Raw genomic sequence first — 12,504 nt, 5'->3', positions numbered from 1 at the left:
GACGGCGGATCTGCCGGTGCTCGAGATCATGCCCGACACGCGCGACGACGCGCCGGAGGCCGCCCAGCTCGGTGAGGATCCGGACTGCCCGGTGCAGCTGCGCGAGAAGGTGCACGCGAGCGCGCCCATGGACGTCGACGAGGCCCTGCGCGAGATGGAACTCGTCGGCCACGACTTCTACCTCTACCAGGACAAGAGCAGCGGTCGTCCGAGCCTCGTCTACCGCCGCCGTGGGTGGAGCTATGGAGTGATCCACCTCGACGTCGTCGACGAAGCACCGGACACGCTGGAGGAGACAGCCTGAGCAGCGCGCCCGATGACGCCGGGCGGCGGGTGCGTCACGGACCTCCCGCCGCCCGGCGAACGCGCCCTGACGCCTCCATGGGGTCGGGTTCGTGCACGCGAGCGCTCTCGTCCAACAGGCTCGAGCGATGAACGTCGCCGGCGCGCCGCGCGACGTTCTCAGGGGTCGCCGACCTGATGTCGGCGTCATCACCGGCGGCCAGGTGCCGTGGCGGTGGTGTGCGCCGCGCAGCGCCGCGGAGCTGCTCGCCCAGCTCGAACACGCCACCCCCGAGCACCTGCTCGTCGTCACCGAGGACGACGACATCCTCGCCACCGCCATCCGCTGCGGTGTTCACGGTGTGCTCGCCGAGGTGCCCACGCCACTCGACGAAGCGGCGCTCGCCCGGATGTTGCGTGCCGACGAGCCGTACGTGGCGCCCGAGCGAGCGGCTCAGGTGTGGGCGGTGGCATGCGCCCTCGCCCGGGCGCCCCACCCGACGTACGCCCTGTCCGCGCGCGAACGCGAGGTGCTCGACCTTGTGGCTCGTGGCCGCTCGAACCGCAGCATCGCCGCGACGCTCTTCCTGTCGGAGAACACCGTGCGCAACCACCTTGCCCGGATCTATCGCACGCTCGGGGTGTCCTCGCGCGCCGAGGCGCGCGCGCTGCTGCGTCAGGCGCCGGGGGAACAGGCAACCGCAGACGCACCGGACCCAGCGGACTCTGACTGGGCGGCGCCGCCGCTCACCCATTACTCTTAGGGGAACTGTGCCCGCGCGTCGGGCGCCACCTCGCGTGAGGGGCCGTGAGAACGGCCCGTCGCCCGAGGTGATCGATCAACGATTTACGGAGTCTCGCGTGCCCAAGGTTGTCGAACGTGTTCTGCGCGCCGGCGAAGGACGAACGCTCAAGAAGCTCGAGGCGATCGCCGCTCAGGTGAACATCGTCGAAGAGGATTTCGAAAAGCTCACCGACGCCGAACTGCGCGAGGAGACCGACCGGTTCCGCAAGCGACTCGCGGACGGGCAGAGCCTCGATCAGATCCTGCCCGAGGCGTTCGCCGCCGTGCGCGAGGCGAGCAAGCGCACGATCGGCAAGCGTCACTTCGACGTGCAGATCATGGGTGGTGCCGCGCTGCACATGGGCAACGTCGCCGAGATGCGCACCGGTGAGGGCAAGACGCTCGTCGCGACACTGCCGAGCTACCTCAACGCGATCGAAGGCAAGGGCGTCCACGTCGTCACCGTCAACGACTACCTCGCCGAGTACCAGTCCGAGCTCATGGGCCGCGTGCACCGGGCGCTCGGGCTCGAGACGGGCTGCATCCTGTCGTCGATGACGCCGGCGCAGCGCCGAGACGAGTACAACAAGGACATCACGTACGGCACGAACAACGAGTTCGGCTTCGACTACCTGCGCGACAACATGGCCTGGTCGACGGACGAGCTCGTGCAGCGCGGCCACAACTTCGCCATCGTCGACGAGGTCGACTCGATCCTCATCGACGAGGCACGCACGCCGCTCATCATCTCCGGCCCGGCCGACGCGGCGACGAAGTGGTACGTCGAGTTCGCCTCGATCGTCGAGCACCTGACGCGCGCGGAGAAGGGCAAGGACGGCAAGATCACGAAGCCGGGCGACTACGAGATCGACGAGAAGAAGAAGACCGTTGGCCTGCTCGAGCCGGGCATCGAGAAGGTCGAGGACCTGCTCGGCATCGAGAACCTCTACGAGGCGCAGAACTCGCCGCTCATCGGCTACCTCAACAACGCCATCAAGGCGAAGGAACTGTTCAAGCGCGACAAGGACTACGTCGCGATGAACGGCGAGATCCTCATCGTCGACGAGCACACCGGCCGCATGCTCGCCGGACGTCGCTACAACGAGGGTGTGCACCAGGCGATCGAGGCCAAGGAAGGCGTCGAGATCCAGAACGAGAACCAGACGCTCGCGACGGTGACGCTGCAGAACTACTTCCGCATGTACGACAAGCTGTCGGGCATGACGGGTACGGCCCAGACCGAGGCCGCCGAGCTGTACCAGATCTACAAGTTGGGTGTCGTCACGATCCCGACGAACAACCCGCCGCAGCGCGTCGACCAGCCCGACCGCATCTACCGCACCGAGGACGCGAAGTTCCGTGCCGTCACCGACGACATCGCCGAGCGTCACCGCAAGGGCCAGCCAGTCCTCGTGGGTACGACGAGCGTCGAGAAGTCGGAGCGCCTGTCGGAGCTGCTTCGCAAGAAGGGCGTCGCGCACGAGGTGCTCAATGCGAAGCACCACGAGCGCGAGGCCGCCATCGTCGCGCAGGCCGGGCGCAAGGGCGGCGTCACCGTGGCGACCAACATGGCCGGTCGAGGCACCGACATCATGCTCGGTGGCAACCCCGAGTTCATGGCCGTCGCCGCGCTCAAGCAGCGGGGCCTCGACCCGGAGGAGACGCCCGAGGAGTACGAGGCGAGCTGGGACGAGGCCCTCGCGAAGGCGGAGGCCGCGGTCAAGGCCGAGCACGACGAGGTGAAGGAGCTCGGCGGCCTGTACGTCCTCGGCACCGAGCGTCACGAGTCGCGCCGCATCGACAACCAGCTGCGCGGACGCTCCGGTCGCCAGGGCGACCCCGGTGAGTCGCGTTTCTACCTGTCGCTGCAGGACGACCTCATGCGCCTGTTCAACGCGGCGCTCGTCGACCGGTTCATGTCGGGCTCCGGCATGGACGACGACCAGCCGATCGAGAACAAGATCGTCTCCCGCTCGATCCAGTCCGCCCAGGGCCAGGTCGAGGGCCAGAACTTCGAGATCCGCAAGAACGTCCTCAAGTACGACGACGTGCTCAACCGTCAGCGTGAGACGATCTATGCCGAACGCAAGCGTGTGCTCGAGGGCGACATCGACGGCCAGATGCGCCACTTCATCAACGACACGATCGACACGTACGTCGCGACGGCGACCGCGGACGGTTTCTCCGAGCACTGGGATCTCGAGCGACTCTGGGGCGCCCTCGAGGAGCTCTACCCGATCACGATCCGTCTCGAGGAGCTCGAGGCGGAGCTCGGCGGGCGCGCCGGCATCACGCCGGAGATCCTCGGCGAGGAACTGCGCTCCGATGCGCAGCACGCGTTCGACGACCGCGTCGCCTTCCTCGGTTCGAGCGTTGCGCGCGAGGTCGAACGACGCGTGGTGCTCACCGTCCTCGACCGCCAGTGGCGCGAGCACCTGTACGAGATGGACTACCTCAAGGAGGGCATCCACCTGCGGCAGATGGCTCAGCGCGACCCGCTCGTCGAGTACCAGCGCGAGGGCTTCCAGATGTTCGAGGCGATGACGGAGTCGATCAAGGAGGAGTCCACGCAGCTGTTCTTCCACGTCGACGTCGACCCCGCCGAGGTCGAGGCATCCACGCCCGCACCCAAGCAGGAGCAGCTGCACTTCACGGCGCCCAACGAGGAGGGCCTCGCTGAGGATCACGTCGTCGCCAAGGACGGGCACGTCATGGACGACGAGGAGCAGATGTCGCGCGAACAGCGTCGCTCCGCAGCGCGCAGCCGCAAGAGCAAGGGCGGCAAGAAGCGCAAGCGCTGAGGCGCGGACACGCTCAGATCAGCTCGAGGACGGTGACCTGCCAGCGCCCGTCGACCCCGTTGAGGCGCAGCGCGATCGGCGTTGCACGGCCGTTGACGCGGGCGACGACGGCCGCTTCGACGACGCCGTCGCACGGCTGGCACACCTGAACGCGCCGCACGCCCGTCGGTCCAGGCGCGGCACCGCGACGCAGTGTCGTGCGGTGGCGTCGCTGGATGCGGGCCAGCACGTCCGTGCTCGTGTGCGGCGTGAGCTGCGTCGGTGAGCGACGCCCCGCCAGTGCCTCGACGAGCGCCAGGGCGAAGCGCTGCGTCCACACCCGTGCGTCCGGCAACGCGGACGTCGCCGTGTGCTGCGGGCCGAAGATCTCGTCGTGCTCGCCGCGGTGCGGCAGGCGCTCGCGGCTGACGTCGACCGCGAGGCGCGCGCTGATGGCCGGCACGTCGGCGACGCGCAGCGAGCCGTCGAGCAACCCGCCGATCTCGTGCAGATCGAGTTCACGCGGCATTTCGTGGGCCGCGCGCGGGGGTGCGACACTCGCTCGTTCGAGGGTGAGGGTGGTCATCGGTGGGCTCCGAACGCTGAGGTGGTCGAGACGAAGGACGCAGGAAGGGTGAGCTGCTGGCCGACCTCGATCGTGTCCGGATCGAGCCGCAGCAGCGGGTTGGCCTCGAGCCAGCCCGGCAGGGACGCCGCGACGTCTTCCGCCGGTGCGCCCGGGGCGAGGTAGGACGCCGCGATGCTCCACAGCGTGTCGCCGCGCACGACGACGTGCGTCCTGTGTTCCGCGGCCGTGCCTGAACCGCGCGGCGTGCCCAGCACGATGGCGGACAGCTCGTTCGAGGTACTGAACGGATCCGGCGTCCAGCCGGGACGCGGCACCGCTGGCTGGGGCGTGTCGGACGTGGCCGAGTCGGATGTGCGTGCCTCGGACGGGGCCGACACGGACGCTGGGGAACCGAACGCGGGGGAGTCGAGGTCAGGGGCGTCGAGGTCGGGGTTTTCGAAGTCCGGGGCGTCGACGTCGGGGGCCTCGCGGTCGGGCCAGTGCGAGCTGGTTGTGCCAGACGCAGGTGCCGCGCCCGAGGGAGTGGCGGCCGCTGGCGAGACCGCCCCGGAAGGGGCCGCTGCGTCGGTGACAGAGGCCGAGGCGGGCGGCATCACCTCGGCCGAGACGGAGAACGACGGGCGCGGCGCGGGTTCGGCGGCCCCGGCCGACTGCGCGCCGACGGTGATGAGTGCCGCGACGGCGAGGAACAGACTCGCCGTGCGGGTTCTCGACCCCGTCGCGTCCGCCGTTACCGGTGCAGAGCGCGCCACGACAGAGCGCGAATCGCAGACCTGAACTCGGACGAGCGCCGATCGGCCACACTCGAGGTCGCCCGCCACGAGCAGCCGTGCCTCGCACCGCAGGTCGAGGGCAGAGCGAAGACTGAGCCACGCCAGGCGGGCCAGCGCGAGCGTGAGGACGGCGCCCGCGGCGACGCCGATGACGTCCTCGCTCGTCGCGCCGGGCCCGGGCAGCGCCCGTCGGGTCGTGACGGCGACGGCCACGGCTGCTGTCGCGAGCAGCGGTGCGCTGAGGCCCGCCAGGATGCCGGCGCTCCTCAGCTGCTGCGGCGTGACAGGTGTGTTCGAGGGGTTCGACGTGCTCGTCCTGGTCGTCGTGATCATCGCGTTCCGCCTTCGTCGTCGCGTCATGCGCCTCGGCGCGACTCGTGTCGCCGCCGATCAACATCCATGACGAACGATGACGTTCAGTGACGTGTGATGTCGATGAATGCAATGTAACGACACATCGTGTCGAGTGGGGGCGTGGAAGATGAAAAACTTTTTTCGCCCGTCCGAGCTCCTCGCTGCTCTAGCGTCGAGCCATGCGAATGGAGCGATTGCTGGCCGACCTCGAGGCTGCCCAGGAGGCACAGGAACGTGCCGAGGCGCGGGCAGAGGTCGCTGAGAGCGTGCGCGTCGAGCACGCCGGCGTCACGCTGGTCGACCGGCTGCGTGCCGGGATCGGCAGTGTCGTCGCACTGAGCGTCGGCACCGAGACTCTGCGCGGGCACCTCCTCGACGTGGGGGAGGGCTGGCTCGCTCTCGATCGTGACGGCGTGCATGCGGTGCACGGTGTCGACGACCTCGTGCGTGCCGGGCTCCGTCTCGTGCCCGTCAGTGCGATCGCCTGCGTCAGCGGGCTGGGGCGCCCCCACGTCGCGGCCGACGGTTCGTCGATCGGACGCGGATGGAGCAGCGTGCTGCGTGCCATGGCGCGTTCACGTGCCCCTCTCGCCTGGCATCGCCTCGGCGGGCACACGATCGTCGGGACGATCGACGCGGTGAGCGCCGATCACGTCGTCCTCACCCCGGCGCGCGGCGCGGCGAGTCTCGTGCTCCCGCTCGCCCATCTCGCGTGGATCGACGTCAACGCCAGCGGACGCTGAGCCGCTGCCGCTGACTGAGTTCACACCTCACGCCGGCCCCCCGAGCAGGTGATCAGGCGCGCGTGGACGAACGTCGAGCCCTCAGAAGTCCTCGCCCATTCCGCCGGCGGCGACGGCGGATCGCGTTGCGGCGTAGGCGCGTTCGATGTAGCGCTCCACCTCGGCTGCCTCGACGCGCCACTGGTTGTTGATCTTGATCGCCGGCAGCTCACCCGACTTGACGAGTCCGTAGACCTGCCGCGCCGAGACGTTGAGGGTCTCCGCCACGTCGGCGATCTGGACGAAGCGCTGCGCCATGGGGTGCCTTTCGACGGGTGCGGAGATTCTTACCAAAACCTGACGATCATTCTAGGCGTCGGGCCCGCTCGCCCGCGTGACGATGGATCTCGGCTGTGGACGAACGAGGAGGAACATCGTGGGTGAGCGTGGGGTACGCAGGTTGAAGGACGTCTCGCCGGGGGCGCAGGCGGCGCGGCGGTTCGTGCCGACCGGCATGAAGGACGTGCGCTGGGTCGTAGGCATCGTGCTGCTCGCCCTCGGCGTGCTCGGCACGTTGCGTGTCATCGGCTCGTTCGACGATTCGGTGCAGGTGTGGAGTGCGAAGAGCGCCCTCGTGCCTGGTCAGCGCCTCACCTCGTCCGACCTCGTGCCGACGAGGGTTCGTCTCGACGATCGCGGCGGGCAGTACCTGTCGAGCGCGACCCAGCCGGGCGGCGTCGTCCAGCGCGCCGTCGGGGCCGGGGAGCTCGTGCCGAAGAACGCCGTCGGGGACGCCTCCGGTGTGACGGTTCGCGCCCTGTCGGTCAACGTCGAGCGCGGGCAGGCCGACGTCATCCGCTCCGGCGGGGACGTCGAGGTCTGGGTTTCGGACAAGAAGGAGGGCGCCGGCTCGACCGGCTTCGACAAGCCGCACCAGAGCGTCGAGCGGGCCCTGGTGTCGCACGTCGGTTCGCGCAGCGGCGGTGTCGTCGCCGTCGCCGACGGCTCGCCCGTCGAGATCCTCGTCCCGCGCGAGTCGTTGCCGGCAATGATCGATGCCGTCAACTCGGGCGCGCGCATCACGCTGGTGCCGCTCGACTCGGCGGCCCGCTCGTGACGACGATGACGGTGTGCACCGTCGCGACCGCGATCTCGGCGCGTCTCGAGGCGCGGTTCGCCGAGGAGCTCGCCTCCGTCGAGGACGCGACCCTCGTGCGGCGCTGCGCCGATGTCACCGAACTACTCAGCGCCGCCGAGTCGGGCGCCGTCACCGTCGCCGCGATCAGCCCTGATTTCCCGGGCATGAACGGCAGCGTCGTCGCGGAACTGACCGTGCGGGGTGCGTCGGTGCTCGGTGTCGTCTCAGCCACATCCGCTCTGGACGCTCGCCAGTGCGAGGCGTGGTCCCTGCGACGGACCCACGTCGTCGGATCGGGCGAGCTGGAGCAGGCCTTCGAGACCCTCGCGCACACCGGCCCCGCCGAGCACGAGCTCTCGGCCGCCGCAGAACAGGCCGAGACGACCCTGGCCACCGACGGGCCCGATGACGGCGCAGCGGCCGCGTCATCGCCGACGAGCACCACCGTCGTCGTGTGGGGCCCGCCCGGCGCTCCGGGGCGCACGACGTGCGCCACCCATCTCGCGCAGGCCCTGAGCGAGAGCGGGCCGACGCTGCTCGTCGACGCCGACACAGTCGCGCCGTCCTGCTCGGCGCATCTCGGGCTGCTCGACGAGGCACCCGGCGTGCTCGCGGCCGCGCGTCTCGTCGATGCGGGCACCCTCAACCTGCACCAGTTACGTTCCATCGCCGCGCACGTCACGCCCGGCTTCGACGTGCTCACCGGCATAGGGCATTCCGGGCGCTGGCACGAGCTGACCCGATTTCACCTCGGCCGCGTCCTCGATCTCGCCGCCCAGCACTACCGCTGGGTCGTCATCGACGTGGCGGCCGAGGTCGAGGCCGACGAGAGCCTGCTGTTCGACACCGTCGCTCCCTCCCGGGTCGGGGTCTCGAGTGAGGCGTTCGCGCGCGCCGACCACGTCGTCGCGCTCGCCGGCTGCGACCCTGTCTCGCTGCAACGGTTCGTGCAACACGCGCCGGCGATCATCGACCTGCACGACGACGTCCGCGTCGTCGTGTCGAAGGCCCGCGAACGAGCGGTCGGCGGGAGCGCCTCGTCGGTCGTCGCGGACGCGTTGGAACGCTTCCTCGGTGTGCGACCCGTGGCGGTGCTGCCCGACGTGCGCGATGCGCTGGACGCCGCGGTGCTGCGCGGAACCCTGCTCGAGGGCGCTGATGGCGCACCGTACCTCGCCGCCGTGCGCGATCTCGCGAGCGAGCTGGGCGCCGACGTGGCACCGCATGCGACGCGTCGTCGTCGCGCATGGCGGCGCCGCTAGGCTCGAGGCGTCGCCCCACCGCTCGAAAGGCTTTCCGATGACTCGCCTGTACTGCCCCGTGACCGCTGACGGTGTCGCGGCGCTCGCCACCTCGGCTCTGACGGTGGAGGCGGCGTTCGCCGTCACCGACGACGTGCGCGCGCTCGCCCCGCACGGCGACGAGGAACTGCACGAGCACATCGCGACGCAACTCGCAGCCGCAGGCTGTGCCGGGCGCCGCGTCGTCGTCGTGGTCGTCGACGTGCCGGACGCTCGAGTGAGGCCCGCGGCCTCCACCGGTGGCGGCGCACTCCCCGGCCGCGTCGTCGTGGACGGCGACGTGACGCTGCGCGATGTCGCGTGCTTCCTCGTCGGCGACGAGGGTGAGCAGGTGAGCGACGACGCCGACCTCGAACTCAGTTGGTACGACGCGAGCGAGATCGACGCGGTACGCGCACTGCTCTGAGCGGCCCCCGGCGGAGCGTGCCCGCGCTCAGCGCAGGGCCCGCGTGTCACCGCAGCGATCGAGGCAGCGCACGAGCGCTCGTTCGGTGCGGGCCGCCGCGTCGGCGGCCGCCTCACGAGAGCAGCCGGGCCGTGCGAGCGCGGCAGCCACCCGCGCGTAGCCGTGGGCGTAGGTGGAGACGACGCGCGCGAGGCGCCCCACCGCGTCCGCGCAGGGCAGCGCTGCCGTGGACCCGAGCTGTGGGTGCGTGCTCACGAGGTCGCGGATCGAGCGTTCGACGTCGAGCAGATCGTCACGGCTCGTGGTCAAGGAGCGGCCGCTGCCGGGCAGCGTGCCCTCCTCGACGGCGCGCCGCAACGTCACCCCCGCGCGACGCGTCGTCGCCCCGGCGATCTGAGGCAGCTCGGGCGCGCGGAACGGTGGCGGGGGAGCGGTGGCCAGCAGCGCCGTCGCGGTGTCGCTCAACTGATCGCTCAACGCCTCGACGACGAGATCGAAGCGTTCACCGCTGCACACCGCCGCAGGCTCGAACGTGACGTCGAGCAGTCGCAGCGCAGCCCGGGTGAGCTGCGGGGCGACGTCCGTGGGTGCGGCGGTGAGTGATTCCATGAACCCCACCGTAGGCGCCGGCACCGACAACGTGCCGAGCCCGAGCCCCCAGCTTGTGGACGACGACGCGAGGCGTCCTGGCGCGTCGGTGAAGTCTGCGACACCGAAGGCCGTCGACGTCGCCGGGGCGCGTTAGAGTCGACGGCAGCGGTACAGCGTCGTACCGCCCGTCGCTCTGCCAGGAGAGGTCATGTCTGCCGAGGCTCCAACGCCTGCTCTGTCCGACGTCGAGGCCCGCACCGGGGTCGCGCTCGAGATCGTCCAGGGGGTGTTGGGCGACATCCCTCCGGCCGAGCTGGCCGGCAAGTCGCTCGACCACCTGGCCTGGGTGGTCGAGGGCCAGATGCAGGCCGCGCAGCGCCGCGCCGGTGCGCACTCGATCGTCGAGGTCGAGGGGGATCTGCCCGCCTCCCTCATCGACGACGCCGTCGAGCACGGGGGCGTCAACCGTCTCACTGCGGGCGCCGTCATCCGCGTCGTCACGGACGACATGCCGTTCGTCGTCGATTCGATCGTCGCCGCCGTCACCTCGCGTGGCGCCGGCATCGGCGACCTGCTGCACCCGCAGATGGCGGTGCGGCGCGACGCCTCGGGGCAGCTGTGCTTCGCGCGCCGCAGCGGTAAGCGTCCCGGCGCGGTGCGCCTGCCCGGCCAGACCGACACGGTGCCGGAGGGCCAGCGCGAGAGCGAGGAGTCGTGGGTCTACCTGCACATCTCGCCGCTGGGCGACTTCACGGGCGCCGACGAGATCGAGCGCACGATCAGCGACGTCATCGACGACGTGCGCGCCGCCGCGAACGACTGGCAGCGCATGCGCGACCAGGCGCTCGCCATCGTCGACGACCTCGGAGCCAACCCGCCCGTGTCGGTGCCGGAGTTCGCGACGGCCGACGTGCGCCGCTTCCTCACCTGGCTCTCCGAGGACAACTTCACCTTCCTCGGCTATCGCGAGTACGCCCTCGACGTCGTCGACGGCGAGGACGTGCTGCGTCCCGTCGACGGCAGCGCCCTCGGCATCCTGCGCTCGGCCTCCGACGCGCCGCGCGGGTTCGAGCGGATGACGCCGCAGAGTCGCGCCGCGGCGCGTTCGCCGCAGCTGCTCACGCTGACGAAGGCCAACTCGCGTTCGCGCGTGCATCGTGACGCCTACCTCGACTACGTCGGCGTGAAGACATTCGACGAGGCGGGCAACGTCACCGGCGAGCGTCGCTTCCTCGGCCTGCACACCGCCCGCACCTACGCGGCGTCGCCGTCGAGCATCCCGATCGTCGCCGAGCGCGTCGCCAAGGTGATCCGCCGGGCGGGCTACTCGCCCGACTCGCACTCGGGCCGCGACCTGCTCCACGTGCTCGAGAGCTACCCGCGCGACGAGCTGTTCCAGACCTCCTCGGAGCGCCTCTACGAGATCGCCACGGAGGTCGTGCGCCTGCAGGCGCGCCGTCACGTCGGCGTCTTCCTGCGCAATGACGACTACGGCCGCTTCGTCGCCGTCCTCGTCTACCTGCCGCGCGATCGCTACAACACCCGCGTGCGCGAGGCCATTGCACAGCACCTCGCCCAGGCGTACGGCTCGGAGACGGTCGACTACACCGCCCGCGTCACCTCCGAGGCGCTCGCACGCATCTACTACACGGTGCGCCTGCCGCGTGGGACGGCGATCCCGGACGTCAGTGCGGACGACATCCGCGCCGCCGTCCTCGAGGTGACGCGCACGTGGAGCGAGCGCGTCACGCAGGCCGCGCACGCGGAGGAGGGGCTCGCGGACGTCGATGCCCGCCAGCTCGTCTCGACCTTCGCAGACGGGTTCCCGGCCGGTTACTCCGACGACTTCACCCCCCGTCAGGCCGTCGCCGACATGCGCCGGCTCGAACGCCTCGGTGACGACGACGCGGCGCTCACGCTGTACGGCACCGACAAGGTCGACTCGCGCGAGCGACGCCTCAAGATCTTCCGCAACGAGCCGCTCATGCTCACCGAGGTATTCCCGATCTTCACGAACCTCGGCGTGCAGGTCTCGGACGAGCGTCCGTACACGCTGACGCGCGCCGACGGCTCCACCTGCCACGTCTACGACTTCGGCCTTGTCGCCGATCGCACGGCGATGTGGGGCAACACGCCGCAGGAGAGCGCGCGTCGGCGCACGAACGTCATGGAGACGGTGCTCGCCGCCTGGCGCGGGCAGGCCGAGAACGACGCGCTCAACCAGCTCGTCCTCGCGGCCGGGTTGTCGTGGCGTCAGATCAACCATCTGCGGGCGCTCGCGCGCTACATGCGTCAGATCGGGTTCTCGCTCAGCTACGAGTACGTCGTCGCGGCGCTGCTCGCGAACACGGATCTGACGTCGCTGCTCGTGCGCCTGTTCGAGGCGCGCTTCGACCCCTCCCTCGACGCCGACGAGCGAGAGGCGCAGACGCAGGCCGTCCGCCAGCGCTTCGCCGACGGTCTCGCGGATGTCGCGAGCCTCGACCACGACCGCATCCTGCGCACACTCGAGGGCGTCATCATGGCGATCGTGCGCACGAACGCGTACACGCCGAAGTTGCTCTCCGGTGAGTGTGCGGAGCTCGTGTTCAAGATCCGCTGCGCCGACGTTCCCGGCATCCCCGCGCCCGTGCCGATGTTCGAGATCTGGGTCTACGGCCCGAAGGTCGAGGGTGTGCACCTGCGCTTCGGGCTCGTCGCGCGCGGCGGGCTGCGCTGGAGCGACCGTTTCGAGGACTTCCGCACCGAGATCCTCGGCCTCGTCAAGGCGCAGATGGTCAAGAA

General features: G+C 70.2%; 12 protein-coding genes. 8 read left to right on the top strand and 4 right to left on the bottom strand.

Features of this window, described 5'->3' with window-relative positions; translation table 11 throughout:
* From B2284_RS08545 to secA, 3 genes are all read left to right on the top strand, one after another.
* On the top strand, window positions 1-304 hold a 304-nt coding region (locus tag B2284_RS08545; protein ID WP_286697390.1), incomplete at its 5' end, for a sigma 54 modulation/S30EA ribosomal C-terminal domain-containing protein.
* Between the two features lie 127 nt (window positions 305-431).
* On the top strand, window positions 432-1,046 hold the full coding sequence (locus tag B2284_RS08540) for a helix-turn-helix transcriptional regulator (protein WP_006945783.1): 615 nt from the start codon (window positions 432-434) through the stop codon (window positions 1,044-1,046).
* 97 nt (window positions 1,047-1,143) lie between these two features.
* Window positions 1,144-3,867, top strand: coding sequence for a preprotein translocase subunit SecA (secA, locus tag B2284_RS08535; protein ID WP_006945781.1), 2,724 nt, complete (start codon window positions 1,144-1,146; stop codon window positions 3,865-3,867).
* Window positions 3,868-3,880: 13 nt separating this feature from the next.
* Here secA and B2284_RS08530 read toward each other — a convergent pair whose 3' ends face one another.
* Together B2284_RS08530 and B2284_RS08525 are read right to left on the bottom strand one after the other, a co-directional pair.
* A complete protein-coding gene (locus B2284_RS08530; RefSeq protein ID WP_006945785.1) occupies window positions 3,881-4,432 on the bottom strand; it encodes an Rv3235 family protein in 552 nt (183 codons plus the stop codon).
* A complete protein-coding gene (locus B2284_RS08525) occupies window positions 4,429-5,541 on the bottom strand; it encodes a LysM peptidoglycan-binding domain-containing protein (RefSeq protein WP_006945787.1) in 1,113 nt (370 codons plus the stop codon). Before B2284_RS08525 ends, B2284_RS08530 begins: the two co-directional genes overlap by 4 nt.
* 200 nt (window positions 5,542-5,741) lie before the next feature.
* Here B2284_RS08525 and B2284_RS08520 point away from each other — a divergent pair, with 200 nt between their 5' ends.
* Window positions 5,742-6,305, top strand: coding sequence for a hypothetical protein (locus B2284_RS08520; RefSeq protein WP_131941312.1), 564 nt, complete (start codon window positions 5,742-5,744; stop codon window positions 6,303-6,305).
* An 81-nt stretch (window positions 6,306-6,386) separates the two neighbouring features.
* Here B2284_RS08520 and B2284_RS08515 read toward each other — a convergent pair whose 3' ends face one another.
* Window positions 6,387-6,602: a helix-turn-helix domain-containing protein gene (locus B2284_RS08515; RefSeq protein ID WP_006945776.1), complete on the bottom strand. Its 216-nt coding sequence runs from the start codon at window positions 6,600-6,602 to the stop codon at window positions 6,387-6,389.
* A 118-nt stretch (window positions 6,603-6,720) separates the two neighbouring features.
* Between B2284_RS08515 and B2284_RS08510 the strand changes: the two genes are divergently transcribed.
* From B2284_RS08510 to B2284_RS08500, 3 genes are read left to right on the top strand one after another with little or no spacing between them, the layout of a single operon-like run.
* Window positions 6,721-7,401, top strand: coding sequence for an SAF domain-containing protein (locus tag B2284_RS08510; RefSeq protein WP_131941310.1), 681 nt, complete (start codon window positions 6,721-6,723; stop codon window positions 7,399-7,401).
* Window positions 7,398-8,684, top strand: a complete 1,287-nt coding sequence (locus B2284_RS08505) for a CpaE/TadZ family protein (RefSeq protein WP_074045521.1) — start codon at window positions 7,398-7,400, stop codon at window positions 8,682-8,684. The genes B2284_RS08510 and B2284_RS08505 overlap by 4 nt, the downstream gene beginning before the upstream one ends.
* Before the next feature lie 37 nt (window positions 8,685-8,721).
* The gene (locus tag B2284_RS08500; protein WP_006945782.1) at window positions 8,722-9,129 is read left to right on the top strand and encodes a DUF6912 family protein; all 408 of its coding nucleotides are present in this window, start codon (window positions 8,722-8,724) and stop codon (window positions 9,127-9,129) included.
* Between the two features lie 27 nt (window positions 9,130-9,156).
* On the opposite strand, the gene B2284_RS08495 is transcribed toward B2284_RS08500, so the two are convergent.
* Window positions 9,157-9,738, bottom strand: a complete 582-nt coding sequence (locus B2284_RS08495) for a hypothetical protein (RefSeq protein WP_074045522.1) — start codon at window positions 9,736-9,738, stop codon at window positions 9,157-9,159.
* Between the two features lie 190 nt (window positions 9,739-9,928).
* Here B2284_RS08495 and B2284_RS08490 point away from each other — a divergent pair.
* Window positions 9,929-12,504 (top strand): NAD-glutamate dehydrogenase domain-containing protein (locus B2284_RS08490; protein WP_286697389.1); only part of this gene is annotated, 2,576 nt, incomplete at its 3' end.

It is taken from the genome of Dermacoccus sp. UBA1591 (genome assembly GCF_002322065.1).
GTDB classification, from domain to species: Bacteria; Actinomycetota; Actinomycetes; order Actinomycetales; family Dermatophilaceae; genus Dermacoccus; species Dermacoccus nishinomiyaensis.
Note: the sequence above shows the minus strand (reverse complement) of the source record. Positions and strands in the feature narration are given on the sequence as shown.

Bases quoted from the DNA above. Each gene is read 5' to 3' on its own strand.
- B2284_RS08540 (WP_006945783.1), top strand. From the start codon at position 432: ATGAACGTCGCCGGCGCGCCGCGCGACGTTCTCAGGGGTCGCCGACCT.
- B2284_RS08530 (WP_006945785.1), bottom strand. From the start codon at position 4,432: ATGACCACCCTCACCCTCGAACGAGCGAGTGTCGCACCCCCGCGCGCG.
- B2284_RS08525 (WP_006945787.1), bottom strand. From the start codon at position 5,541: ATGATCACGACGACCAGGACGAGCACGTCGAACCCCTCGAACACACCT.
- B2284_RS08520 (WP_131941312.1), top strand. From the start codon at position 5,742: ATGCGAATGGAGCGATTGCTGGCCGACCTCGAGGCTGCCCAGGAGGCA.
- B2284_RS08515 (WP_006945776.1), bottom strand. From the start codon at position 6,602: ATGGCGCAGCGCTTCGTCCAGATCGCCGACGTGGCGGAGACCCTCAAC.
- B2284_RS08500 (WP_006945782.1), top strand. From the start codon at position 8,722: ATGACTCGCCTGTACTGCCCCGTGACCGCTGACGGTGTCGCGGCGCTC.
- B2284_RS08495 (WP_074045522.1), bottom strand. From the start codon at position 9,738: ATGGAATCACTCACCGCCGCACCCACGGACGTCGCCCCGCAGCTCACC.